The organism is Citrobacter sp. Awk 2 (genome assembly GCF_028069815.1).
Lineage (GTDB): Bacteria > Pseudomonadota > Gammaproteobacteria > Enterobacterales > Enterobacteriaceae > Citrobacter.
The window spans coordinates 1-25673 of sequence record NZ_JANEWL010000032.1; the positions used below are offsets into that span (position 1 = coordinate 1).

Genomic DNA, 25673 nt, shown 5'->3' on the forward strand with positions numbered 1-25673 from the left:
AGACAGGTTGTTTGCCTTAGCCAGCGCAGCAACAGGATTGTGCGATGCGGCATCCTGCGCCGCCTTCTCGGCTTTCCCTTGCGCGACTTCTGCTGCTGTTTTGGCACTATCTGCCGATGTGGCGTATACGGACGATGATGTTTCAGATGCCAGTGCTGCGGCGGCGGCTGCCTCAGCGTCGGCTTTTGCCTGGATGATGACTGGCTTATCTGCAGCAACCTGTGCGGCATCGGTATGAATCTGGTCAGCCAGAGGAATAAGGTCTTCAATCTTCATCGTCTTCATTATATCGATAATACGAAGCCACGAGGGACCGGTATAAGTCGAGCCATCGGCCATCTTTATTGTGATATCACCATTGACCTCCAGCAGTTGATACCAGTTATCGATTTCCAGAACGCGCTGACGAATGGCATAGGCTGTATCTGTGGCTATCTGTGCGCTGATGCTGTTCAGGGTGTCACGCGGCATCGCGGTCCACGCAGAACCCGACACTGCCGGCCCGGCATACGGACGTGAAAGTGTCAGCGCACTATCACTCTCAACCGTTTTTACAGGAAGGGTATACGTCACACCGCCTGTTTTCATGACAATAAAATCACCGGCCGCCAGTTCAGTGCTGAATGATGTCCCGTTTCCTGACACCCTGGCAGAGTTATTCGTCAGGGTGAGTGTTCCTGCTGACATAAATTTTCCTCAGTACATATTTGGGAGAATGAGAATGGGCATGGTGATATTTCTGTTACGGGTCATATCCCACCCATTGCTGAAGTAATTACCAAAAACCCGGTTATAGGCAGACCTGATGCTACCTCCTGACATCACGATCCCCTTCGCCCGCAGATTTCCATAGCCGCCATCCATGCGTACCTGCGCACCGGTATAAACTATCTGACAGTATCCGCCGCCAATATTCTGGAAGACATCGGTAATCTGAATTTGCCGGTCGTATACAAAAGGCCGATTCAGTGTGGAGAACGTCACCTGGCCTGCGGCGTTAGTCATGGTGATACCATCGCCACCAACAGGCGCTGTCTGATTGAATATCACCAGGTCAATCGTCGCCGTTCCGGCAACATCATCCCTGCCTGTGTACGAGATATCGCGAACAATAATGCTGCCACCATCAAATCCCACCGATACATTCGGGTTATCCCATTTACCAAAAGGGATGCCGCCAACCGGGAGGGGGGCACTGCCATTAACCGTGATGCGCCCGGACCAGGCACAGGTCATCAGCGCAGCCTGATTAGATATGGCGGTGAAGTCGGTAGAGTTCGTAACCAGTAACCCTTCGTTATAAGCCGCTGCAGGCAGTAGTTCCATAACGTAGCCGGACCAGTTCGGATTAAGGGTATTTCCACCGATTGTCTCGGCACTGATGATTACCCCGGCGTCACCATTCCTGGTCACGCTCGCCATAAGGGCTACGTCGTAATAAGCAAATGAGTAGGTGTAGATGGGATTGGTGGGTATCACAATAACCTGAGAGCCTGGAACCAGTGGTGTGTTGACCGGGTACTGCATTGGCTGGGGTGACCTGCCCGAGAACGATGTGCAAAAACTGGGGGCTCGCAGCCCCGCAGTAATCGCCATTACCGGGCGGCCATCGTTGTAGTCGATTAAAATCCCTTCCGGCATTATGACCACCTCCCGACGACGACTCGCCCACCACCAGGAAGATTAACTGTCAGTCCATTGCCATTGATAACAACAGTGTTATTCGTACCGTTAAATGCAAACTGACCGTTATTGGCATAAAGCGAACCACGAAATGTTCCGTTATTGAACTCTGGCGATCCATCTTTTGGAATATTCCAGCCTGTCACGCCAGACTGGTAATTATTCGAGCGAATGTAATTACCAATTTTGCCATTCGTGATTGTTCCCTCACCGATAAAGGCTGAGCTGATAAATACCTGGCCATTAACAACAGCAAAGGGTGAATATTGCGTATCACCGCTGCCACTCATCAGGACGAACTGGTTAGCGTTAAACCCGACGCGGGTGACTACCGGCTTACCCGCTTCAGCCAGCACTGCAATCGACATCCCGGCGCTGTAAAAAATATCGTTGATACGCACTCCGGCTTTCAGAGTATGAATGGCCGTCGCTCCTGATGCGTCAACGGTGGCGGTGAGCTTATCCTCAAGCGAGGCAGTTACGTCCTCAATCTGCGCCTGTACCTGTGTTGACAGCTCGGCCATCGCCTTATCAACGTCAGCAATCGTTGTTTTGACTATCAGAATATCTGCACGAATGACCCCATACTGCGCCCACTGGTGTTCGATAGTCGCATTACCCGCCAGCGCGTTCTGCAGAACACCTTCAAGGTTGGTATTAATATCCCCCGTAAGACGGTCGCCATCAGTGGATGTTAGAAAACCATCACTAATACTTTCCAGATAATCATCAGAATTATCGTTTGAAATCCCACGCATCCACTCAGTCCAGTCTGATGGATTGCCGATACGGTCCACCAGGCGGGCGCGATACCAAAATTCCTGCCCCGCCCGAAGCCCCATCTGAGAATATGTCGATTGTGGATACGGAATATTACTCAGCAACAACGCAGTATTACCATCTGCGTCCTGAGAATACTGGAGTTCTGTATATAATGAATCCTCGGCTCCTGCAGGAATGGACCAATCGATACGAATCCCCCACAGCATCGGGGTTGTTCTCAAATTGACAGGAACGGGAGGCTTCCCGATTTTGCCATCCAACTGGACTTCCTTTGATACTGCCCATACCGATGCAACATCCATCGAGTTGATGGCCCGAACACGGACGACATAGCGGCCAGAATAAATACCGTCGACCTCAATTCTGGTATTTCCTGTCCTGCCTGCATTAATCCAGTCGCCGCTATTCTGGCGCCATTGCACCTCATAGGCGATAGCATTTATCACCGGGTCCCATGTTACGACCAGGGTATTAATACCTATTCCCTGAACAATTCGGTACTCACTGGTGATTTCAATATTCGTTGGTACAGCCTGGCTACCTGGTGGGACCACGGTCACAGGACGGTCTTCAACAATCGCGCCATCATCGATTTTTGCGAATTTGTTCGGGTTATAGGGCAACCCTGATATCGTCACCAGGTCATCACTCCCGATGGCCACACGGCGAACCCTAAATAACTGGATGGCCAGATCCTGCTGGTCAATTACCCACGCCGACTCAGCATTTGGCAATACGCTGTATGCAGACTCCACAGTGACCGCGCGGCCAGATACCGACTTAATCGTGCGCCCTTCAGCCTTGCCAGTCGGCAGGTTGATGATCAGCCGATTACCGGGAACGGCAACGGTGTTTCTGTCCAGCGTGATTTTTGTACCTACCGCGGCAGCTACACGGCCACCGTTCGCCCGTCCGGCCAGTGGTGCGTTATTCACGCCGATTACTTTACCAACCCGCGGAATACGGCCTTCCATACCTGTTTTGAACTCCACCGCATTATCATCGCGGTTCGTCTCGATACCCCACAACCCACGGCGCTGCGCCTCACTCTCGCGCGTGCAGCCAACGGCAGTCATTTCCATCGTATTGAAACCAAATCGCGAAGAGACTTCGGGTACGTGAACGCTGGCCTGATCATCGTTATAGCCGTTGGTCGGATTGCTGTAAGTCACTATCGCCGCAGAATAGTTGGTACGCTCGGATGAGCTGGAGAAGTTGAAAGAACCGACAATATTGGACTTATTGAAGACAAAGTCCGGGTCCAGCTCCCGCGGCATATCGGCATCAAGCGAAAGCAGATTATTCGACCAGCTGATCATCCCCCTGAAAATCGCCGCCAAATCCATCAGTACCGTCCAGGCGTCGGTTCTCTGTGAAATGTACAGGTCGCAAAGATGACGCGCCTCTGTGCCTCCTGCGCCGTTAGAAACCTTAGCATCGCAGTACTGAGCTATCTGATAGAGCGTCCACTTATCAACGAGGTTTGTCGTTATCCGGCGGCCTAAGCCGTACCGGGCATTCGTCACGATGTCGTAAAAAATCCAGGCCGGGTTGTTCGTCCATGCCCATTTAAACGTCCCGTCCCACGTACCGCTATACGTCCGGTTGATCGGGTCATAGTTCGATGGAACGCGAACTATGATCCCCTTCATTTTTATCGTTACTGTCGGCGTACGACCATCGAACAACTGAGAGTCGAACTGGACGAACAGCAGTGAGGTGTGGGGATACCGCAACTTGGCATCAACGATATCGGTTATCGATTCGATCCGGGATGTATCGGCGTGCCGGGCATCATTGGCGTTTGGTGTAAGGCGTCTTACGCGAATTTGCCAGCCAGTCTGCGCCGGTGGCAGCTCAATTCGATAGCTACGTTCATAGCCGTTATTGGCAATACCACTTGCAGTATCCCGCCCGTATTCGATATAGGAGCTTCCATCAGTTGAGATATCAATGGCAAACTCAACGGTATAACCGCTCTTTCCACCTGAGTCTCGCAGTTCATACAGACCATTCGGGAACTTCAGACGCAGACGAACGGCTGAGAGCTGCGTGTTGTTAATCGACTTAACCCACGGCGTCCCGTACTTCAGTTCCGTAGAAACGGCTACTTCATTTTCAACAGCAGGAAAGCCGGAAATATATGGCTGGTCGACAGTCCCGCTACGCCATTCCCAGGTAACTCCTGGGAAGTTTGCACTCCCAGAACTATCCAGCAGCGGTGTGCCATCGAGATAAATATCCTGGCCTGAGAATCCACCGGCGGCTTCACCCTCGGTCAGCGCCAGTAATATCTTCATGTAAGCAACTGAAGCGATCTCGGTACCGCGGTTCTCGCCTTTATCGCTACTTCCGCTGCCGCCGCCACCTTTTGCGCCTGTGATTTCCATTGCTAACTCCGGGCAAAAAAAATCCCGCCGAAGCGGGATAATTGGACAAAGGTCTTTTAGTTCTGGTTCTCGGCATAAATACCGCCGCTGATCAGTACACCGCCGATTTCACGAATACCGTAGAGCAGCGGCACACCAGCGCCGGCCGCTACCTGGTTCGTCGGCGCGCCAAACGAGTAACTTTTCCGGGTGTCTTTTGATTCGTTCGTCATGCCCTGTGTTCCTGCAGGAACGAGCATCTGAGCCACACCACCCAGCATCATTGCCGCACCTATTTTGTAGAGAAACGGTGATGCCGCTGCGAACGGTGTAAAACTGAGCACGAATCCCACTGCTACTAATACGGCACCAAAAATAGTCTGGAACGCCCCATTTTTCTTGCTGCCGATAATCACCGGCGCAATGCGGATAACTTCATGTACGCCATCCAGCTGCAGATCCTGCTCATGGATATTGCGTCCGCCGTTAAAGATGGCGTACGTGATCCCCCGCTCCTGACTTGTTTCCAGCCAAAGTTCGAAACCAGGGATCATGATGCAGAGCGCGCGTATCGCTTCACGCACGGATGAGACGGACAACCGGTGCTCGCGCCCAAATAACGTTCCCAGCTTGCCGTACAGGCGCACTAGGACGACTTTTTCAACGGTATTAAGGGATTCACTGCCCATCTCTATACCTCAGCGTTAACAGCGTACGGTCGCGCCACATGCCGCCGTACGGAACAACTTCACTCAGCCGGCCATACATGTGGTGGAGCATCTTTCCGTCCCCCAGGTAAATGCCGGCATGGTTAATTTCATCGGCCTTGTACTGCATCAGGATGATATCGCCTGGCTGCAGCTCGCTGGCGTGCGAGTAAAACCCCGCCTCGGCATAGTGCCGAACGTAGAGATTTTCTCCGCGTGTCCACCAGTTATCGGTCCGCTCAAAGTCGGGCAGCTCGATGCCGCGTTCCTGCTTATACCAGTCACGAATAAGGCCGTAGCAGTCCCAGCTACCATGAATAAACGGGCGCTTCAGCAGGGGCGGTGTATCGGCTGGCGTGGTGACGGTATATTCTCCGGATGGCCACGACATAATGACCCATGGCAGGCCGCTTTCATGGCATTGCTTCAGGTCTTCTGCAGACGCATGCGGACCTGCATCCGGATGCGAATGCACCACCGCCAGCACTTCGCCGGTGTCCTCAGCACCTGCCCAGGCCTCAGCGCTGATCCGGAAACAATCAGCTGGCTTGTCGTGAGTGTTCTCGCAGGGAATATATCGGCGCTGGCGCCCTGCCCGGATAATCAACCCGCAGCATTCATGCGGATACACCTGCGCAGCGTGAAGCTGGATGGAGGTAATTAGTCTCTGGCTCAGCATCATTCACATCCTTATCAGTGCAATGGCCGGGAACCCGCCAAACGGCAGTTGCTCTTTCTCACCCCAGCGCAGCTTGCAGCCGGCGACGGTACCGGGGCATTCGTCCTGCGACGGGTTATCGACCCGATTGCCGAATTTGTCGAAGTAGTTTGTGCCGGTATAGCCGCAGTCAGGACCGCGATACTGGCCCTGCAGGCACCAGGCGCAGCGGCTAAGCATCTGGCGTGCGGGTAGCTTTTGTCCCGTAACGTCGACCGGGGAGGATAATTTGAACTGGACGGTGGTATCGTTCTCCGCTGATTTACTGTCGATGTACCAGACTTCTACGCTATCAGCGGTCGGGTCGGCGCTGGGGTTACCGTCGGAGAAATTCTCCGCATCGAGATAATGTGCGTAAGTACGGTGAACCGTCACCTTGGCCTGTTTCATGTCCTGGAACATGCCGCACAGCGAAGAGATCGAGCCGTCCAGGTTGGCCACCGATAATTTAGGCGTAGCCGGCGAGCCGTCGCCATTCGATTCCATGTCCTCAATCCGGCACGGCCACGCATCGTAGCGTACGCCCTGCCAGAAAATAGGCTTACCAGGCAGCAGGCTGGCATCATCGCCGGCGGCAAGAATTTCTTCTGCGGTATACGGGATAGCGTGGTTGTGGAAGTAGAGTACCTCGGCCCCGAACGCGGTGCCGTCCACCTCGTACAGTTCAATTTTGCTGCCGGGTTCTAATTTCTGATCATCAGCTGCGATACCCATGGGGTTCTCCAAATTGGGACCGTGGTCCCAATAACAAAAAACCCCGCAGAGCGGGGTTTGTGTGGGGTGTGGGGGATTTAAGCGCTATAGCCGCGCTTGGTGCAGATTTTATCCATCATATTGTCGCTTCGAATCGATACGTCAGCTGACGTGATATTACCCTTGCTGTCAGTTTTAACGCCAACCAGCAGCAGAGCCTTGCCTGCAAATCCACCATATGAGTTTTTAGCATTCACATGAGCGCAATAAACATCACCACCCTTGTAATCCTGCCAGTAAAATTTGGCACTATCCGGATCTTTAAGCTGCTGCTTTGCTGCCTGCTCAATCACGCCCTTCTCTTTTGGCGATAGCTCGCGCGCCGCAGCTCCAGATGCTGCAACCATCGCAAGGCAACCGATAATAGCCCCGCATATTTTCAGTTTCATGTATCCCTCTATGAGTCCTCGGCTCTATATGCCGTCACAAATGTAACAGCGAGCGACATACGAGCAAAATCCATCACAGTGGGTTTTATCTGGGTGGCGCGATATAGCCCAAGCTCACCCAGGGGGTTAACCCACTTAAACGCGCGTGTTTCGCCATGCTCTCTGACGAACTTCAGGATGGGCCTGATATCGTCATTCAGCCCGACGAACGTCAGCGGCCATGACTGCGTTTCGGAGTTAATACCATCGCCAGTAACCTGCTCGTAACCGTCGCCATATTGTGCTGACCGGGTACGAAATTGAATGTCCCCGACAGGACCATTCCTCGGCGACCAGTTAAATGTTTCCAGCGCCATTATCACGCCCCCTTGATTGCATTCAGGATCATGCCGTTATTCGATAACTCACGATCCAGCACGCTGTAGCAGACCTGTTTTATCTGGGATAACGCCTCCAGGCTAAGAGCCTCATCGCTGGTTTTTCCCTGGCCTTTTGATTGCTGGTTTTCCGCGGTGCCCTGCTTAATCACCTGCAGCGGGATGTTGACCATAACGCGGATGTTTCGATTGTCGTTACCGGCATCTTCGTTGCTGGAAGAACGGGCGATGCTGCCACCAACTAAACCGCCGTCTGCGTAACCGCTGCCGTAGGTTAACTGGTTCAGGAAGTTCAGCATGCCGGGTTTTTGCACCACGTTCTGAGGAACAACCCATTCCCCTTTATGCACGACGCCGGCAACATCATGCTTGCCGCCATCACCGGTATAACCCCCATAGGCAAATCCAAACCAGCTCCCGATCCCCATCGCTGTTGAACCCGATTTCACCGCGTTCATCACCATCATTCTGGTGATCATCTGACCGATATCATTGATGACCGAAACGGCAAACGACTTAAAATCACCCTTACCTTTAGAGGCGAAATTCCACAACGCATTACCCATTCCATCCATCGCATTGATCGCAATATCCCGCGTCATGGCGAACTGGTTTTCGGCATCCTCTCGCCACTCCTGCAGGCCATTTTTCATGCCGTCAATCCAGGATCCTTCCACTGCCTTTTTCTTCAGGGCACCTGTACGAACGATTTCAAGCTGTTTCTTCTCTTCCTCATCCAGAATAGAAGACTGTTCTTTATAGATAGTCGATGTTCTATCTCTTTCCTTAGTATCTAGTTCTTCACGCTCTTTCATAAACCGAACACGAACCTGCTGTTCGGCAACCATCTGGTCATACGCGGTTGAACTCATCGTCATCTGCGCAACGCGGTTGCTGTACTCCTGCTGCAGCTGGATTGTTGAGCGGTACAGTTCCTGGTTTTTCTCCTGCATCTGCAGGCCGATTTTCCGTTGCGCGTTGGCGCGGTCCAGGCTGGCGTTAATCTGCAGCTGGTTGCGAAGCTCAGTTTCCTGTGCCAGCAGACTGCGCTGGCCAGCGGTCAGGATGCGCTTTTCTTTCAGATCGGCAACTTCCTGATTGAACTGCAGCAGCTTACGCTCGCTGTTCGTCAGCTGCTCGGTCTGGTCGTTCTGCGTGCGTAGCACCACTTCTTCCTGCCGTAAGTCCTGCAGGCGGCGGGTAGCTGTATCGTCGGAATAGGCTTTCTCACGCGCTTTTTTCTGCTCTGCGTACATCTTGTTCACGCCAGCCATCGCCTGCGTGTACTCCGCCGTCCCTTTTTTATAGTTGGCGTTAACCAGCGCGGTCGCGTCTGCGCGCTCTTTTTCCCGCGATACGCCTGCCTTCATCAGGCCAGCCAGGGTGTTTTCATCCTTAAGACGTTTGGCCAGCTCTTCACGCTCTTTCTTCCGCTGCTGGTAGAGTTTTTCAGCCTCTTCCCGCTCTTTAACCGCGGCCAGCTCACCGAAGGTCGCCGGATCGATACCTTTTTCGGCGGCGATCACCTTCGCGGTAGCGATGTGCGCGTCGCCAACGGATTTAAAGTAGTCGTTAACGTAGCCTTTCAGGGACGCCCAGGCGCCACCGAGCATACCGACCTGCTCTTCCTGCTCCTTGACCTTTTTGGCAACGCTGTCCATTGCCTCCTTCTGCAGCAGCGCCGTGGCCTCGCTCTCTTTACCCTGGCGGGTGAGCGTGATGACCTGGTCGATCATGCTCCCGTTCAGCATAATCCCCTGGTCAGTGAGCTTTTGCAGAGCCTGCAAAGGATCGCCGCTGAGACTGGACAACATCGCTACAAGGTCATCCGAGCTCTGGCCAATCTCCTCCATTCGCATGCCGAGCCCAGCGACCTTATCCAGCATATCTCCGCCGAACCCGGCGCCCACCGCTGACGTAACGGATTTCACTGCACCGTCAGTATCACCTAGGCGGGAGACCAGATTTTGCAGATACGCCACATTCATCAGGGATTGCTGCCCGGACTTCTGCAGCGCTTTCGTGAAACCGTCCACCTCGGCTTTACTTCTCGAAAGGGCGGTATACGCCAGCGTTCCGATGCCAGCGAGCGACATTACTACCAGCCCGACAGGACCGCCGATCATCGCCAGCGCCCCGCGTAACAGCCCAGCACCGGCTGCAGCTGCACGTTGGCCCAGCGAAAGCTCACGGCTGGCCACAGCCAGATTTCGCGTCGAGGTAGTCAGCTGCTGCTTGGCATTGGATTCAGCGATATCCGTGGCCAGAACGGTTTTTGTTGCTTCGGCCAGACTCCCTTTCGCTTTGGCCTCGGCCAGGTTCGCTTCCTGAATAGCCCGGGCATTTTTGACGTGTTCATCCTGATAGCTGACCGCCAGCCCGAACTGCTTGTTAACCTCTGCCTGCTTAGCGAAATGCTCATCGAGCGCGATTGCGCGCTCACGATCGGCTTTCGCTGCTTCCATCGTCTTGACCGCGATGTTCTGCTTGGCGATAGCCTCTTCACGCAGGCCCCTGGCGTTAGCTATGACGTTCTGGGCGGCGTTGATCTGCGCTTCATTAAACTCAATCTGGGCCTGTCGCTGGTTCTTCAGGCCATTCACGCTGTTTGATAGCGCGGTGCTCATACCCTCGCTGAGCGACGTAACCAGCGCATTTGCTATAGAGCTGCCGGCAACGTTACTACCGGCAGAGATGCTGGCCAGCAGGCCGCGCATCTCATCAAGCCCGGTCAGACGCTTATCAACCGTACGACCAAGTTTGTTAAAATCAGCATCGAGACCGGTGATCCCCTTGCTGACTCCTTCGTATGACTGGCGGGTATTTTTGGCATCCGCCTGCGCCTTTCTGTTGAACTGTTGCGCTCCACTGTCAGCCGACCGCATCGCATCAGCAAACTGCGATTTGAAGCTGGCCGAATTCAGGTGAAGCGCAACAGCCAACGATGCAACATCAGCAGCCATTTCCTAAGATCCTCAGACAATCAGCGAACTGCTGAACGCCCTCAGACGGTGCAACAGCAGGCTGCGGTGATGATGGCGGTGGCGCGCCGGCAACCTCAGTCTTCAGGAGGTTAAAATATGCCTCCCAATAGGTGAGAATGTGCGCCGGCAGGTCACCAAGTTTGCGCGGGTCAGGCTCGCCCCAGCGGTCTGCCAGCATGAACAGCAGTCTGAGCCGGGGCGAGGTAGTTAGTTTTTTTCCGCTTCCTCAAGCGTGCCGTAAGAGTGGCGCTGCACCATGGTGACAGCTTCCAGCAGGTCTGCCGATGCATGCGCGTCGAGCAGCTCTTCTGCTGTCGGCAGGTCCTTTTTCGCTGGGCGGGTACCGTCTTCGTTTACCAGCGCCTGCAGGAATAAATTCACCCCCATCACTGAGAGCTGCCGAGGGGACTTACCTTCCTTCTGGGCCGCGTCGACTGCATCGGAATAGTTATCCAGCTCGGTACTGGTCAGACGGCGGATAAACACCTTATGGCCAAGCAGCGTTTTTTCAGTGGTGGTGTTCAGCGGAGTGGTCAGTGATTTGTAGTTCATGATGATGATCCTGATGATGAATGAAGGAAGTGGCTGGCAATGGCTAAAGGATTACGCGCCGCCCTGGTCTGGTTCGGCGGGGGTCACCGTCCATTTCAGTTTGTTCTGCTTGCCGTAAACCTCCAGCTGCAGCACCTTGCCTTTCGGTGAATCGACGGTCTGCATGCTCCAGCCGGCCAGAACGAGCTGAATCTCTGCCAGGCGACGGTTCGGGAACTGCATGAAAAAGACAACCGTTTCTTTCGCGTCAGCAGAGGTCAGCAGCGCCTGCTGTGCTACATCATCCGGATCATCGATAAAGACCAGCGTTTTGTCTTCACCTTCGCCCATATCAGCCATGTACTTCGGCTCGGTGTCGATCAGGCGGGTAACGTCGATAAACGTCCCTTTGTTACCAGTGGCCCCGATGGCAGTTGCCGACTGCAACAGCTTTGCGGTGTCGATAGTGGCGCCGACTGCGCCGTAAGAAACGCGGGTACCCGCCGGAAGGGATGCATACTCCGAGGGGGATTTGATATTTTCGTCAGCCATTTTTATCTCCGATTATTGACCTTCCAGCCCGATGCGGATTTCAGTTGCCAGCACCTGCAGGATTTTTTGAACGTTGTAATCCATCGCCGGGCGAATAAACGGCTGTGCCACCTGTTTTACGGTGCCGAACTCTTGCGCCAGGGCTTTCATGTGATGGATTTTGCTGGGACCGACACGTAGGGTGACGATCGTGTTATAGCGGGAGGTTTCTGCTACGTTGGTGCTACGGATTTTGATGCTGTCGCGCATGTGCGGCCCGATGCTTTCCTCATCGAAACCGGCGTTGCTAATCATGTCCAGTTGAACGATTTTCATCGCCTCACGTCCGGCATCACGTAGCAACTTCACACCCACTTTTTTGTCGATATCTTCCAGAATCCGATCGAAATCCTTCCCGGTCGGGAATTTGATTTCCATCTCCATGGGAGTTACTCCGGAACGGTAAAAGTGAAATCGCGGATAAGGCGGTACTGCACGCGGCCATTGGTCAGGGTGACTTTATCCTGCTGGATGCCGCCTCGCTCAACGTACTGGACCGGATGGCCCTCAATCTCGCTATGAACCAGGGTTTTCCACTCGGCCCACAATGCTTTATCCAGCTCCAGCATGTGGGTGTAGTCGTCAATCACGTACAAATTGACCTGCATCCGGACATCAATTAGCCCGGTACGCACCAGGCCATCACCGACTTGCGGATCGGAAATACGCTGAAAGGTTGCCCCTTCCTGCACGCTATCAGGCAGCAGCAGCGGGTACGCTTTCAGGCCCGTTATGCGCTCCAGCGCAGGTTTAATTGCCAGCTCGATCATGGCGCCCGTCAGCCTCCCCCGTAATGATCATGCGGTCAGGAAGTCGGTCCACGTTGCGAACGGTATAAACCCGGTCCTTTGTGGCCACCTTCCAGTCGATATCTACTTCACGCGGATAGAGGGTAAATTCACAGGTTTCGACCACCTGCTGCTGGTCCAGCGTCCGGATTTTCCGGCCTGAAATCAGCTCCTTCTTCGCCCAGGCTTTCCCCGCCTGCACTTCCTGCGCCGGCAGCGGCTCACCCAGCGGGCCTTCGCAAATGACGATATAGCTGAACGACAGTCGGCAATTAAGCTCGCCGGGTTGCAGTGGTTTCTGGCTCATACCGTATGCTCCATCAGCGGAAACAGCAGGTAGGAAACGCCAAGATCTGACGGCGTACCCTCACCGGCGCCTGTTGGGTTGAGATACCAGTGAGCGACCATCATCTGCATGGCCAGCTGGATATCGTCATCAATCAGGTACGCCGGCGGGCCATCTGGAAGTTTGTCCAGTTCATCCTGCGATTCTGCCAGGCGACAGTAATACGAGCGCTCGATACTGCGACGCGCGGCACCAATCAGGCGCGTCAGCAGACCGTCATGCTCGGTAAAATCCAGCTCGAGACGCAGCTGGACCTTAACTTCATCCAATGTCGGTTTCATGGTCATCGTCTCCCCGGCGAGGATTCAACGCCCGCTTCGCATCTTCTGGCCAGGCTGCAATTTTGCGCTTAACCAGCTCTTCAGCGTATTCGGCATCGAACGCAGCGACATCTGCGCGTGAATAGCGATGGTAAGGCCCCAGGAATACAACGGCGCGACGTTCCTGGTCGGATTTAACCACTGGGACCACGGTCCCATTTTCATCACCAGTGGTCACATCAGCAGAAATCACACCGTCGTCAATATTGGCGGTATCAATAATCGCATCACCACCATCAACGGAAGTTGTGGTGTCTGCACCGGCATCTTTTTTAGACTTTCCAGCCATGGCCTATCTCCAGCTAAAGTGAATAAAAAAGGCCCGCTAAGCGGGCCTTTGTGGCTGTGGGCGATTACCAGAGAACGCCGGTACCGAGCGCCAGACCTTCGACGTGACGGAAACCAATATCGTGCTCAACGATAACGCGGATCAGGGACTGGTTACGGGCGAACGCCGAAACGGTGTTGCCGTCAGCATCGATGTAAGTCGCTTCGCGCGAGAAATCGACCTTCATATCACCCTCTTCACCGATCAGCACATCGCTGAAGTCAGCGAAGTAAATCTCGGACTCGTTACCGCCTGTGCCGAGGTTAGCCGGGATCGCGCTGGTACGCTCAATCGGATAACCTTTCAGCATACCGCTGGCCATTTCCGGGTATACCTTGTTCCCGTTGCCATCACGCAGACCAAACAGCTTCATGTAGGTACGGTTGGACATACCCCAGCCGCACTGCAGCATGTTGCTGTTGCCGTCCATGGTCATCAGAATCAGCCCATCCAGATAGGTATCGATGGTCTGCAGGGTGATATCCGCATCTTTATCCCAGGCTTTAATGCGCGCTGAAGCGGTGGCAACTGCTTTCATCCCTTTCGGGGTGTCTGCGGTGCCATCATCACGCAGGAAGGCTTTATCTTCGCGGGTAGAAATACCGCTGATGATATCGCCCAGCACCAACTGCTCGACAGAGAACCCGGCACGACCGATCAGCTGGTTCGACAGAGGAACCATACAGATCAGCGTTTTCGCGCTGAGTTTCACATCATCAAAGCTGGCGCCGCTGGCTTTCACATCCTTCCCTTCACCGACATAGCTGGCAGTCGAACCGCCGGCCAGGCGTGGGAGCGCCAGATTGCCGTTCGGCAGCGGCACGGAACGCGCACCCAGCTTACGAACGATGGTGCGGTCGCGCAGCAGCTCGATGACCTCGTTCTGCATGTTGGTCGGAACCAGCGCGCCACCAGAACCGGCGGCGGTGCTGATCGCCATGGCAACCTGCTTATCGTTCAGCTCGTTGGTCGCAAAAGTCTGCGCCATGTTCAGGTCACCACCGCCGGCGGCAATGGCCATCACCATGCGGGTCATGCTCGCACCCTTGTACTGCTGCGGTTCGGCTTTCACATGAATCGCCGGCGCGCCCGTACCCGTCGCTGATACCGGGACCGCCACCGCTGCTGCGGCGCGTTCTGCCGCTTCCAGGCGGGTAATTTGGGCGGTGATATCGGTGAACTGCTGCTGCAGGCTGTTAAACTGAGTCAGTTGCTCAGCGGACAATACACCGCCGCCCAGCTCAACCTGAGCCAGAGCCTGAACCTGATCGTTAATACCCGCGCGCTGACGACGTAATTCTTCAATCTGAGGCATGATTTTTCTCTCTTTTTAGACATAAAAAAAGCAGCCATATGGCTGCTTTCAGGATGACGCGTAGGCGTCGGGTTAAAGTTGGGTCTGCATATCCATGACTGAGGCCCGTAACAGGATTGATTGCTGTGGTGTTCGGTACTTCGCTGCAATCGCGTTGATCGCCGATTGCGGATCGGAAACCTCATCAGCCAGACCGGCGGCAACTGCATCAGCGCCGGTATATAGCGCGGCCTGCGTATCGATGACCGCCTGCTGCGTCATTCCGCGATATTCCGCAACGGATGAGGTGAAAACCTCATACATCTGGTCGATAAGGCCCTGGAACATCGTCTGGGCTTGCTCTGTTAACGGTTCATGTTGTGAGCCGTTGTTTTTGTTGTCGCCACGGAAGAGCGTCGTAAACTTCAGGCCGATACTCTCTTCCCACTTTGACGCCTCCATGTGCTCCATGATGACACCAATCGAACCAACACCACTGGTCTGGCTCACGATGACTTTGCTGCATGCCGACGCGATGAAATACGCTGCTGAGTACGCGCTGAAATTGACGATGGCGGTGATCGGCTTCACTTCACGCGACTGGAAGATGTAATCGGCCAGTTCTTTACAGCCAGCTGCAGCACCTCCGCCTGAGTTGATATCCAACACAATTTCACTGACGGCCGCATCGCTCAGCGCGGCGCTAATCATGCCGCGGATTCGCTCGTAGCTGGTCAGTTCGGTACAGGCCGCCGTAATCTGGCCGCGCCGCGGCACCAGAATGCCGTGAACGGGAATCACTGCAACGCCGCCTGCGGACTGCGTTTTCTCTGGCTCCGGAACGTCGTCAGATTCGAATGCCATAGACAAATCCGGAGAACCGTTCCCCTGCAGGCGCGGGACCAGAACGGCTTTCACCGAATCCATAATCTGACGCGTTGCATAGTGCGGAACACCGAAGACCTGATCCGCAAGGTGCGGCAGGTTAATCATTTTAAGTTTCATGGTTTCCACCAAAAGAAAAGCCCGCGGCTGCGGGCTTGTTTCAGGTACGTGCCAGAATGGCTTCGATCTCGCTAATTTGTTGCGGTGAGGCTTTACTGATACCCGCCGGCAACTTGGCGCTGTCCACCATATTCAGCGGTGTCAGGTACGTTTCACCGCCAGGAATAGGCGGCAGGTTCTCCATACGGCGGATATCGTTAACCGATAACCAGCCCCACTGGCGCCCCAGCGCGTAGGATTCATGGCGTGATTTCTGGTCCCCTCGCAGCAACGAAGAAACATTGAACTCGATATACAGATCACGGCGTTCGCTGGGCAGCAGCAGATCGCGCATCATGGCGCTTTCATGTCGCTTCAGCCAGGCTAGCAGTGTGTACATCACGTATTGCAGGCCCTGGTGCTCGATGTTGTTGTTCGTGGACTGCTCCAGCAGCTGAATCATGTGCGGCGGGACTTTATACAGCCGGCATATTTCATTCACCGACCATTTACGCGATTCCAGCAGCTGCGCTTTCTCGTTGTCCTGGGAAAGCTGCTTATAGCTCATGCCCTCCTGCAGCAGCGCGACAGAGAACGCATTACGGACGCCGGAATAACGATCCGTCCATTTGGCCAGCAGCTTATCAATCGCCTCCTGGCTCTTGATTGCTGCCGCATCTTTCGGGCGCTCAATTACGCCGCTCATTGTCGTGCCGCGCGCAAACACCTGGGCCGCGTGCTGCTCGACGGCCAGACCGAGGCCGAGAACATCTGCGTTCGTCTGAATCGGCGAAGTGCCGACATAACCGTCGAACGAGAAATATTTAACGTGGTGCACCATGCGCATCGGCAAGGTTTCGCCGAGATCGGGAAGATGGTAGTACGGCATTGCGTCCGGACCTTTCATCACGATCACCTTTTTCGGGTTCACTGGAATCAATTCCGTCGGCTCACCTTTCCCGTTGCGCTCAATCAGTGCAAACGAGTTACCTTCAATGCCCAGCGCGCCCTGCTGCTGCTCGTAGTATTCAAAGGAGGTGTCTTTCTTGTTGGGCTGGGAGTGAATCAGGTCATAGAGCGGGTGATCGGTCGCCCGAATACGCCCGCCTTTTTCATCCCGGCGATACAGTTCGCACGGCAGCTGCGCCACCGACTCAGCCAGAAGCGTCACACATGCCCGGACCGCCGACATGGCCATGGCCGTTTCCGGTGTGATAATGATGCCCGATGAACTACTGCTGGCACCGAACCCACCGAGAACTGACCAATCGCCTCGGTTAACTCCGGGCTTTGAAGCTCCCCGGAAAAATTGGGGGATAAACATCAGTTGCCCCCTCGATCAGCTGGTTTTCCCACTGCCTTCGCCCAGAGGCATGAGCAGAAGATACAAAGAGCGCCGCCGGTAATTAGCCCAGCTGCAGGGGAGAATAGCCATGCGCCGGCAGAGATCATAACGGCGCCGGCCAGGCCAATCAGAAAAATCAGAACCGAGATCGCTGCTGTTAACATGCCACATCTTCCTCGTCATAAATGGATTTGCCGCCCCCGCCTCCGCCGTTCTGCAACGCGCGTGTAAGGGCGTTAAACAACGCTGTCGCGCCGTCGATTTTTGATTGCTTATCGCCTTTTGTCGGGCGAACGACGTCATCGCTGCCGGGAATGAACTTCCCGATAACGTTGCTGATACACCAGGTGAGAATCGGATTGCCGTCGTGGTGGAATCGCCCGCCGGCGAGCGCCGCTTCCAGCTCGTTCATCGCCGGAGACATGTTCTGGAAGTTCTGCGTGATTTCCACGCATTCAACCCCGTCATCCTCCAGTAAGTGACGCAGCGCTGTCGCGCCAGCGGGGTCAATATCAGCCTCTTTAATCCTGATTTCCTGCCGCATATCCAGAATGCTGGCATGAATTTCACGGTAATCAGCTTCGGCGCCGTCCGTCGCTTCCAGTACCTTCATCGTGACGAATTTCCGGTACCGGTCGGCAGCTTTCAGGTGCTTAGGATCGGTGCTGTGAACCGTATCTTCCGGGACCCAGAATTTTGGACTAACAGCGTAATAATGCTTTTTGCCCTCTATTTCCCGCGCGAACAGTGGAACACATCCGTTCATATCGAGCTTTTTCGCAAGGTCCAGCCCAAGATGGGCATCATCATCAGCAAAGTCTGACAGCTTCAGCGTCTTGTCCTCAGCCTCTTTCCATTGCTCCATGTTGAAGAACGCCGTGGCGCCGGAAACCCACATATTCAGACGCTTTGTCTTAAACGCGTTCGTCATACGCGGGACTTTCTTTGCCACTTCCAGTAGCTCGACCAGATCGCTGTATTTCACCGAGACATCGAGGTTCGGGTTGGCTTTAATCAGGTTGGCCGGGTCGGTCCAGTCGTCGCCCTGGTCCAGCTCGTAAATCATGCCAAACAGTCGATCGTTCGGGGTGATTTCGTCCAGCGCCTCTTTGACCTCTTTGTCCTTGTCGTAACAAGGCGACTCTAGGTCTGTACCGGCAGTGGTAATAATCAGCGTCAACGGCTGAGAACGGGCGCCCATGCCCGTCGTCATCGCCTGGTATAGCCGGTCTGTTTTGTGTTCGTGGTATTCGTCAATGATGGCGCAGCTGGGTGAGTCACCATCACCAGGGTCGCCGACCACCGGCGCGAATACCGATCCATCCGGACGCGTCAGCTTTTCGGTCCAGACTGAAACATCGAAACGCCGGCGCAACGCTGGCAGCATTTTTGCGATTTGTTGGGCTGGGGTGAAGACCTTCTTGGCCTGCCTCATCTGCGTGGCGCCACAGTAGACTTCCGCGCTGTTTTCGCCATCAGCGCAGAACATATACATACCAATGCCCGCAGATATAAACGATTTACCGTTTTTACGGGCAACACGGATGTAGGCTTCCTTAAAGCGTCGTTTTTTGTTGGATTTCGTAACCCAGCCGAAGATCGAGCAGAAAGCGAAGGCTTGCCACATTTCCAGCTTCAGTTTCTGCCCTTTGAGGTCCCCACTGGAGTGGGGAAGCAACTGAACAAATCGACATGCACGTTCAGCTAAATCCCGGTCAAACCGGTACGGGTAATCCTTATCCAGTGATTTTTTCAGGTCGTCAAAATGGCGCTGGCAGGCCAGCCGGATGTATTTGCAGGCGACTATGCTGCCGCTTAGCACATCACGCGCATACTGGTTCGCCAGATTGACGTTCGGGTATGCGGCCATATAACTCATCCATAAAAAATGGGACCGTGGTCCCAATTAAAATTCGTCGAAATCGTTTCCCGCTTCTTTGGCACCTTGCCCCGGATTAGCAACCCGTACCCGGCTGTTCGGGTCCAGTTTCAATACAACGCTCAGTCTGATGAGCTGCGAGATGTACTTGTCTCGCGCCTTTACCGCCGCGCCCAGCTTCTGGCCGCCAGCGGCAGTCTCATCCCCGATCCCGTCGCCTTTTATTTCCAGATTCGCGTCGTACAACAGCTGCACCGTGTTGCAGTACTCCATCAGCAAGTAGCAATCTTCCATCTCGAAGTTGCCACGATCGATCATCAGCCTGCAGGTTCGTTTCCATGCATCGATGGCCATATCACCCAGCAATTCCTCTGGCGGCGATACGGCGCGAGTTACGGAGCTAACTTGCGTGCCGGCATTGTTCGGTTTCCGGCCTCCGCCTGGAGATCGCACACCTGTCGCCATCCGTGCACCTCCATGCATCAATTGCGTTTTCTGTTACGTTAAAAATCGCCAAAAAAAAGATCTTATTTCCCACGCGTAAAAATCGACCGGGAGCGGCAGTCCTCAACGGCGGGGGGGTTTAGGGATTTTACCCCCCCCTACCCCCCCCGGCTGGCGGCGGTTCTGTAGCCGGCCTGCCGGGGTCCGCTGCTCAGGGCGCGCGGGTCGGGCAATGGGTGTGTGGGCCAGGCGCTGATCTTCTGGTTGCCGTCGGTGCGGCTGCAATTCACCACAACTGGAAGCGCCCTGGCCTCACACCGTATGCTGAGGCGTGGTGGTTGTCCGTCGGGTTCAGGACGCTTTCATGTTATGAGCAGGCAATAAAAATCCCGGCGTACCGGGATTTGCTCTGCTGCCCCTTGCAGTGGGAGACGGGATCACCTCCTTCATTGCGCTTATGGGTGGCGCACTCATCACAAGGAGAAGGGCACCAGAAAGCTGTGGCGGGTTATCGCCACTCTTCCCCTGAAGGGTGGCCCTTAGCGCTATGCGCCCACGTTCTGATGCCCTTATCGCTGTGATGCCGCCACACTTTCGCAGTGGCCGCGCCCATGCCGTGGGTAGCGCTTAGGGTTCGTCTCTGCTCCCCCGCAGCTGTAACCGGTGCGCTTATCGGCGTTCGCGCTGCCTTACCGGTGCTTCTTTTCTTATTAACCCTCACCAGATGCAAAGCTGGCTCTCTACTCGGAGACTCGGGGGCTGGTTACTACCCAGCCATCGCCGCCGTTCGGCTGCTACGGTCTACCCGCTTTAATGCTTCATCTTCTTTCCCTCCGTCAGTCCAGATAGAAATTGTCATTCAGCCGGCGACGATTGCCGCTGCTGGCGTTATGGGGGCAGGCATCCGATGAATGCCCAGCGCCACCGCAATATGAGCAGCGTAGGTTAGCGCGGCGGGAAGAACCGCCCCACGTTTTAGGGCAGTTCGCTACGGTATGCAGTTGCGAGCCACAGTAGGTACAACGGATATATGCCATCAGTTAAACCGCTCCTTAGCTGTCTTCCGGCGGTGGCATGGCCAGCACAACGATTCGAGGTTGCTATCGTCATCGGTGCCGCCGTGGGCTTTTGGGATAATGTGATCCACACTTTCGGCTTTCATGCCTATGCCCCGTCGCCGGCAGTCCTGGCAGAGATATTTATCTCGCATCAGAACGCGATCGCGGCGTATCTCCCATGGCCGACCATACCCGCGCTCCTGGCGGCTCTTCCCTGGCTGGTAATTACGCCAACCATCACCGGCGTGTAGCTGGCGGTGGCTATCGCAATATCCTGATGGGTCATTGGTAGCCGTGGAGCATCCTTTGTGTTTACAAGGGCGTTTAGCGCGGGCGGGCATTTTCTTTTTCCTGTGAGGAGAATGCGGTGTGTATCACCAGGGCTACGTTGATAGGCGTTACCATGCGCGTTCGTTGGCTGTGTTGATCAACTCTTCGGTCAGTTCGCCGATGGTATGAGCGATAGCCATTTTCTGTTCACGGCTTAGCGCAGGCCATTGCGCTCGTAAATCTTTACTTAGATGCGCCAACCATGACTCACTACCGTTTAAATCTTCCCAACCGGTAGGTAGCTGGCAGAGTCCACGCCCATACTTTTCTTCATCAGGTGTAAGTGGTGGCAATGGTTTCGATACCGTGATGCTGCTATCACCCCAATTACCTAGGACGATTCGCCCACCGCTAGCCATATTGACAACTACACCCTTATCGCTCATCTCGACTGAGAAGTTATCGATATTTCTAGCGATACCAGATACGGATGAGGCATCGTTCACGGCAATGCCCATGGATACTGTATAGGTTGATGGCGTTGTCTCACCGCCGCGCGCATGCTGCTTATAGTCCTGCGGATATGCCGATGCAGCCATAGCTAAAGCCTCAAGGCCTTCAGCTACAGAACGACGTCCACTCTTCCATGCATCGTCGAGAATCTTACCTACATCGATGTGGCTATTACTGGTCTTCGGCGTTTCTGCCGCGTGGATAGTTCCAGAAATAAATGCATCACGGATGAACACTTCACCATTTACAATTTTGAATTGCGGTGTGCTAAAAGTTTTCATTAAACGCATGTCGCTGCCAGCGGTTATAGATAATGCCGCGAGGTACTCATCTGCATTACTGGACGACACACCTTCTATCCAGTCACCCTGAGTCCATTCGCGAACTGCACCATTTTTATCGATCGGGCGCAGGCGAATTTGCAGGCGTTCGCCAGCTTTAAGGCCACCGATCAACACCCCGGCTAGCGGCCATGCGATAACCTGTCTTTGCAGACGACCATCAGCATTGAGATACTGCATTTCAAGCCGTGAATGCTCACCGCTATTTTCTGGCCACTGCCATTCAACGTGGATACTCCATGCTCGGGGTGACGTTAATACTTGCGGAAGTTGCATTGAATTTTCCTTTTAGGTGTGAGCCTGTCGCACGGCAATACCGCCCGAGAGCTAGCGGATTGCCCAAGCTCACTACTGAAAGACTCTCTTAGATGTGCGCGTGCGAAGCGCATAAAAAAACCACCCGAAGGTGGTTCATTTCGTTGGGACCATGGTCCCAATCAGGCGGCCTGCTCGCTGGCCACCGGGGGGTAATGCAAAGTGCTGTAGACCGGCAGCTCCATTTTGTACGCGTAGTGGTACTCAGCGGTCGCGCCGGATGACGCTTGCCAACCTGGCAGCATCAAAATGGCATCCGCGCAGCGCAGCATCGCAAAACAGATGTCCATGTACTCGCGCTGCTCCATGCCTGCCGGCAACGTGGCGGGGTTCAGTACGATATGGCCATGCTTAGCCAGTCGCTCAGCTTCTTTGTTGAACGCCTCTCGGTTGAAATTCTCACGGCCTGTCATGGGGCCAGCGATGTAGACTTTCATTCGTCATCCTCAATCAGTGCCGTTAATTTGATGGCAAACATCGGTTCGTAATACGGGTCAATCATTGTCATGAACCAGATCGGAATACCCGATAGCCAATCGGCAACATCCAGAGTCCATTCCGGCACCCAATTTCGCGTGGCCACATCAGGGCATTCATCGTTCTGCATATTGACGTAGACCGGGACACACCCCCAGAACAAGCCATAATGCGTGAACTGGCGGCGTATCTCGGCCTTCGTCATTCTTTTAAAGAACGCCATATTCCCTCTACTTCGGAGGGATACAGCCCGCTTCCAGCGCGGCCATGTATCCGGTTAGCTTCCCCATATCGCTCTCCGGGATGACGAAATAGCCATCCACATGAGCAATATCAATCGTCGGTTTTTCCGCTGCGCACGGTGCCGGTTTCATTGTCGGTACCAGCTGAGCCGAGTTCCCGCACGCGCCCAAACTTACGCAGATAATCAGCAGGGTTGTCGCGCGCATAATCAATGCGCTTTTGCCGTTCATCTTCACTGTGCGTCTTTGCTACCTGGATGATCATTTCCAGGATAATCGCCAGCACTCTCAATCCGACTTCCACGAAGCTCTCCCCGGTTCTTGGCTGTTTCAACTGCAACGCGGTATTCATCATCCGTGGCGCCAGCGGCTTTTGCCGTATCCGTAACCTGCTTAGCGACTGAGGCATTACGCGCATGCTTGTAATTCGCCGCTACAAAATCCAGGACCATCATCACGACGCTGGGGATCTTGTCCGTTACCGATGGCGGCAGAACGGCACGCAGCTGCGCAATGGCATAAAGCACAATAAAAACCGCCGTTACCCCACCGGCCCAGCCAGCGGGAAGGCTGGAGATCAGCGAGTCGATATCGATGCTATCTACTGCAAACACCGGGCGAGTGACCATCAGCAGCAGGAAGAACACGCCGTTCATGAGTGCCCAGGCGCGGGTAATGCTTTTTAATTTGTTCATGGGAACCTCACATTCACTGGCCAAGCAACGCATCAACATCAGCGCGGCGACATTTATCGAGATAGTCAGCTGGCGTACCTTTGCCGGCGACGGTGTTGTAGTATTTTTTCCAGTAATCAGCACGGGCCTCACGCGTGCCGGGAATGGATTCCGGTACCGCCAGGTAGCGCAAACGACAAAACAGCATCGCCATCAGTGGTGATGTGCGAAGCTCCTGGTAAACCGTTCGGCTCAGGTCGATGCCAAACGTGGAAAGAAGAGGGGCCGCATAGCGGCTGTTCCGGTACTTATCGCGCAACCATTCAAACGTACCGATATCGACCTGGGTCAATCCGGTACCGGCGCTCGTTGGTGTCGGATCTTTAAAGTCACCGAGCAGCGTTTCTGCTGCTGCCGTTTCGACACACAGCGAAACCGCGGCGTTATTTTTACCGTGTCCTATCACGTCACAGATAACCGTGGCGTAACGAACCGCATCCTGTTTGCTAATCAGTCCGTAATTCATCGTTGTTTTCTCCCGCCGAATAAACGGCTGATAGTCCGCTTCGCAAACCGCGTGACCTCGTTGACCGTATGCGGCCAGGCCACCGACGCGAGTCCGGCCAAAGTGATAATTTTTAGAATTGAGATTTCGCCGATCACGCCGTAAGACCAGAGGATGATGGCTACCAGAACACCCCGAAGGACATCACCTACAAGGCGCTTTAAATTGATGGGGTCGGCAGAGAGCAGGGCGCTGGATATTGCTCCTGCTGCGAGCATGAGCAAAACCAGCCATAAATCAGGATTCCCGTATTCGATAGCTGTGTTCATGACGCAACCCGAAACCTGCAGCGCAGGCAATAAAAAGCCCCGCAATGCGGGGCTGTGGTTATAGTTCTGTAATTTCTGAGACAGTCTGTAAGAAGCGCTCCTCTTCCAGCTCAACGCCAATTGCACGCCGGCCCAACTGCATAGCTGCTTTGACCGTTGCCCCCGAACCCATGAAGAAGTCGGCTACCAGGTCGCCAGGGCGAGTACTGGCCGAAATGATATCGATCATCATTTCTATCGGCTTTTCACATGGATGTTTACCGGGATAATGCTGAACTGGTGGGTACGTCCAGACGTTCGTATGCGGTACGTCCTTTGTTACCCGGAATGGGCGCCGCAGGTTTTCGTACTGCTCACGCAAATCGCTGTACTGCTTAACCAGTTCTGAATACTGCTCCGATAATTCGTTGTATTCCGCTTGCAGCGCGGCGTGGTCGGACAGTAAGCCAGTGGTTTGCTTCTCTTTCGCTACCCGGTTAAACAACGCCTGAAGAGCCTGGTATTGTTTTTCGCTGGGCAGTTGCCATTGGCTTGAACTAAACCAGTGGCTGCACATTTTGGTACCCGTCGCCGCGTTGATCTCCGCTGCCGAAATCCCCAGCCTCTGTCGGGCAGTTCGGAAATATTCAATCAATGGCGCAAAGACCTGGCTTTTCAGTTCCCGGCACTTCGTCGCATACCCGGCATTACCTTTTGCGAATCCCTCAGAGCCATAGTGTTCAGCAAACACAATGTGCTCAGTCGCCGGGAAGTACGATCGCAAATCTTCTTTCCGACAGCCGTTCCATCGACCGCTCGGCTTCGCCCAGATGATATGGTTCAGCACGTTGAACCGCTCGCGTATCAGCAGCTCTGTATCAGATGACAGCTTAGGGCCGCAGAATACATACAGAGAGCCAGCAGGCTTCAGCACCCGCCAGAACTCCGCGAAACACTCATCGAGCCATGCCAGATAATCAACAGCGGTCGGCCACTGGTTATCCCACGATGCCGCCTTTACTTTGTAGTAGGGCGGGTCGGTGATGATGGCGTCGATGCTGTTATCTGGGAGAGTTTTTATGTATGCCAGGGTATCAGCACGCACGAGAATTGCACTGTTTATATTTACAGTGTTTTCCATGGTTTTTATTAGCCTTTTTTGATAGGCTCGTTTTGCTGTTGCGCATCAGCAATGGGCCTTGTTTCACCCTGTCCCGCGGCATGGGCTGAAAGCTGTGGCATGGTCACACATGCCGCAGCGCCCATTTTCAAGGCACAAAAAAACCGCCATGGAGGCGGTTAGAATAAGCTGGTTACAAAAAACCCAACTTAGAAAAAGTTTAATTTTTTTGTGAAG

At 54.3% G+C, this 25673-nt stretch carries 30 protein-coding genes and 1 pseudogene; all 31 read right to left on the bottom strand.

What is annotated here, in order from left to right; all coding sequences use genetic code 11:
- A pseudogene (locus tag NNO02_RS10410) lies at positions 1–687 on the bottom strand (hypothetical protein); the annotation flags it as partial.
- A gap of 9 nt (positions 688–696) precedes the next feature.
- Positions 697–1641: a DUF6453 family protein gene (locus NNO02_RS10415; protein WP_271454744.1), complete on the bottom strand. Its 945-nt coding sequence runs from the start codon at positions 1639–1641 to the stop codon at positions 697–699.
- Positions 1641–4856, bottom strand: a complete 3216-nt coding sequence (gene gpJ, locus NNO02_RS10420) for a TipJ family phage tail tip protein (protein WP_271454745.1) — start codon at positions 4854–4856, stop codon at positions 1641–1643. The genes NNO02_RS10415 and gpJ overlap by 1 nt, the downstream gene beginning before the upstream one ends.
- A 56-nt stretch (positions 4857–4912) precedes the next feature.
- Entirely contained in the window at positions 4913–5524 is a 612-nt protein-coding gene (locus NNO02_RS10425) for a tail assembly protein (RefSeq protein WP_271454746.1), read from the bottom strand.
- Positions 5514–6221 (bottom strand): C40 family peptidase, encoded by a 708-nt coding sequence (locus NNO02_RS10430; RefSeq protein ID WP_271454789.1) that lies wholly within the window; start codon positions 6219–6221, stop codon positions 5514–5516. The genes NNO02_RS10425 and NNO02_RS10430 overlap by 11 nt, the downstream gene beginning before the upstream one ends.
- A 3-nt stretch (positions 6222–6224) precedes the next feature.
- Complete coding sequence (locus NNO02_RS10435; protein ID WP_271454747.1) at positions 6225–6974, bottom strand: phage minor tail protein L; 750 nt, start codon at positions 6972–6974, stop codon at positions 6225–6227.
- Positions 6975–7051: 77 nt separating this feature from the next.
- On the bottom strand, positions 7052–7402 hold the full coding sequence (locus tag NNO02_RS10440; protein WP_271454748.1) for a hypothetical protein: 351 nt from the start codon (positions 7400–7402) through the stop codon (positions 7052–7054).
- 8 nt (positions 7403–7410) lie between these two features.
- Complete coding sequence (locus NNO02_RS10445) at positions 7411–7758, bottom strand: phage tail protein (RefSeq protein ID WP_271454749.1); 348 nt, start codon at positions 7756–7758, stop codon at positions 7411–7413.
- A gap of 2 nt (positions 7759–7760) precedes the next feature.
- Positions 7761–10742, bottom strand: a complete 2982-nt coding sequence (locus tag NNO02_RS10450) for a phage tail tape measure protein (protein WP_271454750.1) — start codon at positions 10740–10742, stop codon at positions 7761–7763.
- Positions 10743–10970: 228 nt separating this feature from the next.
- On the bottom strand, positions 10971–11315 hold the full coding sequence (locus NNO02_RS10455; protein ID WP_271454751.1) for a phage tail protein: 345 nt from the start codon (positions 11313–11315) through the stop codon (positions 10971–10973).
- 51 nt (positions 11316–11366) lie between these two features.
- Positions 11367–11846: a phage tail protein gene (locus tag NNO02_RS10460; RefSeq protein WP_271454752.1), complete on the bottom strand. Its 480-nt coding sequence runs from the start codon at positions 11844–11846 to the stop codon at positions 11367–11369.
- 12 nt (positions 11847–11858) lie between these two features.
- Positions 11859–12269: an HK97-gp10 family putative phage morphogenesis protein gene (locus NNO02_RS10465; RefSeq protein WP_442867898.1), complete on the bottom strand. Its 411-nt coding sequence runs from the start codon at positions 12267–12269 to the stop codon at positions 11859–11861.
- Between the two features lie 5 nt (positions 12270–12274).
- On the bottom strand, positions 12275–12655 hold the full coding sequence (locus tag NNO02_RS10470) for a hypothetical protein (RefSeq protein WP_271454753.1): 381 nt from the start codon (positions 12653–12655) through the stop codon (positions 12275–12277).
- Positions 12636–12980 (bottom strand): phage head completion protein, encoded by a 345-nt coding sequence (locus NNO02_RS10475; RefSeq protein ID WP_271454754.1) that lies wholly within the window; start codon positions 12978–12980, stop codon positions 12636–12638. The genes NNO02_RS10470 and NNO02_RS10475 overlap by 20 nt, the downstream gene beginning before the upstream one ends.
- Positions 12977–13300, bottom strand: a complete 324-nt coding sequence (locus NNO02_RS10480; protein WP_271454755.1) for a head-tail connector protein — start codon at positions 13298–13300, stop codon at positions 12977–12979. Before NNO02_RS10480 ends, NNO02_RS10475 begins: the two co-directional genes overlap by 4 nt.
- Entirely contained in the window at positions 13281–13628 is a 348-nt protein-coding gene (locus tag NNO02_RS10485; RefSeq protein ID WP_271454756.1) for a hypothetical protein, read from the bottom strand. Before NNO02_RS10485 ends, NNO02_RS10480 begins: the two co-directional genes overlap by 20 nt.
- 64 nt (positions 13629–13692) lie before the next feature.
- Entirely contained in the window at positions 13693–14982 is a 1290-nt protein-coding gene (locus tag NNO02_RS10490) for a phage major capsid protein (protein ID WP_271454757.1), read from the bottom strand.
- Between the two features lie 72 nt (positions 14983–15054).
- Positions 15055–15966, bottom strand: a complete 912-nt coding sequence (locus NNO02_RS10495; RefSeq protein WP_271454758.1) for a S49 family peptidase — start codon at positions 15964–15966, stop codon at positions 15055–15057.
- 40 nt (positions 15967–16006) lie between these two features.
- Entirely contained in the window at positions 16007–17269 is a 1263-nt protein-coding gene (locus NNO02_RS10500) for a phage portal protein (RefSeq protein ID WP_271454759.1), read from the bottom strand.
- A gap of 178 nt (positions 17270–17447) precedes the next feature.
- Positions 17448–19160 carry a terminase large subunit gene (locus NNO02_RS10505; RefSeq protein WP_271454760.1) on the bottom strand — a complete coding sequence of 571 codons (1713 nt, stop codon included), beginning with the start codon at positions 19158–19160 and terminating at the stop codon, positions 17448–17450.
- A gap of 36 nt (positions 19161–19196) precedes the next feature.
- Complete coding sequence (locus NNO02_RS10510; protein ID WP_213733009.1) at positions 19197–19634, bottom strand: P27 family phage terminase small subunit; 438 nt, start codon at positions 19632–19634, stop codon at positions 19197–19199.
- 815 nt (positions 19635–20449) lie between these two features.
- The gene (locus tag NNO02_RS10515) at positions 20450–20650 is read right to left on the bottom strand and encodes a hypothetical protein (protein ID WP_271454761.1); all 201 of its coding nucleotides are present in this window, start codon (positions 20648–20650) and stop codon (positions 20450–20452) included.
- Positions 20650–21012 carry an HNH endonuclease gene (locus tag NNO02_RS10520; protein ID WP_271454762.1) on the bottom strand — a complete coding sequence of 121 codons (363 nt, stop codon included), beginning with the start codon at positions 21010–21012 and terminating at the stop codon, positions 20650–20652. Before NNO02_RS10520 ends, NNO02_RS10515 begins: the two co-directional genes overlap by 1 nt.
- A gap of 57 nt (positions 21013–21069) precedes the next feature.
- Entirely contained in the window at positions 21070–22071 is a 1002-nt protein-coding gene (locus tag NNO02_RS10525) for a hypothetical protein (RefSeq protein WP_271454763.1), read from the bottom strand.
- 161 nt (positions 22072–22232) lie between these two features.
- Positions 22233–22547, bottom strand: a complete 315-nt coding sequence (locus NNO02_RS10530; protein WP_271454764.1) for a DUF4406 domain-containing protein — start codon at positions 22545–22547, stop codon at positions 22233–22235.
- Positions 22544–22792, bottom strand: coding sequence for a hypothetical protein (locus NNO02_RS10535; RefSeq protein ID WP_271454765.1), 249 nt, complete (start codon positions 22790–22792; stop codon positions 22544–22546). Before NNO02_RS10535 ends, NNO02_RS10530 begins: the two co-directional genes overlap by 4 nt.
- Before the next feature lie 25 nt (positions 22793–22817).
- A complete protein-coding gene (locus NNO02_RS10540; protein WP_271454766.1) occupies positions 22818–23060 on the bottom strand; it encodes a hypothetical protein in 243 nt (80 codons plus the stop codon).
- A gap of 2 nt (positions 23061–23062) precedes the next feature.
- Positions 23063–23524, bottom strand: coding sequence for a hypothetical protein (locus NNO02_RS10545; RefSeq protein ID WP_271454767.1), 462 nt, complete (start codon positions 23522–23524; stop codon positions 23063–23065).
- Between the two features lie 13 nt (positions 23525–23537).
- A complete protein-coding gene (locus NNO02_RS10550; RefSeq protein WP_071698519.1) occupies positions 23538–24029 on the bottom strand; it encodes a hypothetical protein in 492 nt (163 codons plus the stop codon).
- The gene (locus tag NNO02_RS10555; protein WP_271454768.1) at positions 24026–24337 is read right to left on the bottom strand and encodes a hypothetical protein; all 312 of its coding nucleotides are present in this window, start codon (positions 24335–24337) and stop codon (positions 24026–24028) included. Before NNO02_RS10555 ends, NNO02_RS10550 begins: the two co-directional genes overlap by 4 nt.
- A 58-nt stretch (positions 24338–24395) precedes the next feature.
- Positions 24396–25457, bottom strand: coding sequence for a DNA-methyltransferase (locus NNO02_RS10560; RefSeq protein WP_271454769.1), 1062 nt, complete (start codon positions 25455–25457; stop codon positions 24396–24398).
- Positions 25458–25673: the final 216 nt, after the last annotated feature.

Excerpts from the sequence above, each read along its gene's own strand:
- NNO02_RS10415 (WP_271454744.1), bottom strand. The coding sequence starts at position 1,641 with ATGCCGGAAGGGATTTTAATCGACTACAACGATGGCCGCCCGGTAATG.
- gpJ (WP_271454745.1), bottom strand. The coding sequence starts at position 4,856 with ATGGAAATCACAGGCGCAAAAGGTGGCGGCGGCAGCGGAAGTAGCGAT.
- NNO02_RS10425 (WP_271454746.1), bottom strand. The coding sequence starts at position 5,524 with ATGGGCAGTGAATCCCTTAATACCGTTGAAAAAGTCGTCCTAGTGCGC.
- NNO02_RS10430 (WP_271454789.1), bottom strand. The coding sequence starts at position 6,221 with ATGCTGAGCCAGAGACTAATTACCTCCATCCAGCTTCACGCTGCGCAG.
- NNO02_RS10435 (WP_271454747.1), bottom strand. The coding sequence starts at position 6,974 with ATGGGTATCGCAGCTGATGATCAGAAATTAGAACCCGGCAGCAAAATT.
- NNO02_RS10440 (WP_271454748.1), bottom strand. The coding sequence starts at position 7,402 with ATGAAACTGAAAATATGCGGGGCTATTATCGGTTGCCTTGCGATGGTT.
- NNO02_RS10445 (WP_271454749.1), bottom strand. The coding sequence starts at position 7,758 with ATGGCGCTGGAAACATTTAACTGGTCGCCGAGGAATGGTCCTGTCGGG.
- NNO02_RS10450 (WP_271454750.1), bottom strand. The coding sequence starts at position 10,742 with ATGGCTGCTGATGTTGCATCGTTGGCTGTTGCGCTTCACCTGAATTCG.
- NNO02_RS10455 (WP_271454751.1), bottom strand. The coding sequence starts at position 11,315 with ATGAACTACAAATCACTGACCACTCCGCTGAACACCACCACTGAAAAA.
- NNO02_RS10460 (WP_271454752.1), bottom strand. The coding sequence starts at position 11,846 with ATGGCTGACGAAAATATCAAATCCCCCTCGGAGTATGCATCCCTTCCG.
- NNO02_RS10465 (WP_442867898.1), bottom strand. The coding sequence starts at position 12,269 with ATGGAGATGGAAATCAAATTCCCGACCGGGAAGGATTTCGATCGGATT.
- NNO02_RS10470 (WP_271454753.1), bottom strand. The coding sequence starts at position 12,655 with ATGATCGAGCTGGCAATTAAACCTGCGCTGGAGCGCATAACGGGCCTG.
- NNO02_RS10475 (WP_271454754.1), bottom strand. The coding sequence starts at position 12,980 with ATGAGCCAGAAACCACTGCAACCCGGCGAGCTTAATTGCCGACTGTCG.
- NNO02_RS10480 (WP_271454755.1), bottom strand. The coding sequence starts at position 13,300 with ATGAAACCGACATTGGATGAAGTTAAGGTCCAGCTGCGTCTCGAGCTG.
- NNO02_RS10485 (WP_271454756.1), bottom strand. The coding sequence starts at position 13,628 with ATGGCTGGAAAGTCTAAAAAAGATGCCGGTGCAGACACCACAACTTCC.
- NNO02_RS10490 (WP_271454757.1), bottom strand. The coding sequence starts at position 14,982 with ATGCCTCAGATTGAAGAATTACGTCGTCAGCGCGCGGGTATTAACGAT.
- NNO02_RS10495 (WP_271454758.1), bottom strand. The coding sequence starts at position 15,966 with ATGAAACTTAAAATGATTAACCTGCCGCACCTTGCGGATCAGGTCTTC.
- NNO02_RS10500 (WP_271454759.1), bottom strand. The coding sequence starts at position 17,269 with ATGTTTATCCCCCAATTTTTCCGGGGAGCTTCAAAGCCCGGAGTTAAC.
- NNO02_RS10505 (WP_271454760.1), bottom strand. The coding sequence starts at position 19,160 with ATGGCCGCATACCCGAACGTCAATCTGGCGAACCAGTATGCGCGTGAT.
- NNO02_RS10510 (WP_213733009.1), bottom strand. The coding sequence starts at position 19,634 with ATGGCGACAGGTGTGCGATCTCCAGGCGGAGGCCGGAAACCGAACAAT.
- NNO02_RS10515 (WP_271454761.1), bottom strand. The coding sequence starts at position 20,650 with ATGGCATATATCCGTTGTACCTACTGTGGCTCGCAACTGCATACCGTA.
- NNO02_RS10520 (WP_271454762.1), bottom strand. The coding sequence starts at position 21,012 with ATGCCCGCCCGCGCTAAACGCCCTTGTAAACACAAAGGATGCTCCACG.
- NNO02_RS10525 (WP_271454763.1), bottom strand. The coding sequence starts at position 22,071 with ATGCAACTTCCGCAAGTATTAACGTCACCCCGAGCATGGAGTATCCAC.
- NNO02_RS10530 (WP_271454764.1), bottom strand. The coding sequence starts at position 22,547 with ATGAAAGTCTACATCGCTGGCCCCATGACAGGCCGTGAGAATTTCAAC.
- NNO02_RS10535 (WP_271454765.1), bottom strand. The coding sequence starts at position 22,792 with ATGACGAAGGCCGAGATACGCCGCCAGTTCACGCATTATGGCTTGTTC.
- NNO02_RS10540 (WP_271454766.1), bottom strand. The coding sequence starts at position 23,060 with ATGAACGGCAAAAGCGCATTGATTATGCGCGCGACAACCCTGCTGATT.
- NNO02_RS10545 (WP_271454767.1), bottom strand. The coding sequence starts at position 23,524 with ATGAACAAATTAAAAAGCATTACCCGCGCCTGGGCACTCATGAACGGC.
- NNO02_RS10550 (WP_071698519.1), bottom strand. The coding sequence starts at position 24,029 with ATGAATTACGGACTGATTAGCAAACAGGATGCGGTTCGTTACGCCACG.
- NNO02_RS10555 (WP_271454768.1), bottom strand. The coding sequence starts at position 24,337 with ATGAACACAGCTATCGAATACGGGAATCCTGATTTATGGCTGGTTTTG.
- NNO02_RS10560 (WP_271454769.1), bottom strand. The coding sequence starts at position 25,457 with ATGGAAAACACTGTAAATATAAACAGTGCAATTCTCGTGCGTGCTGAT.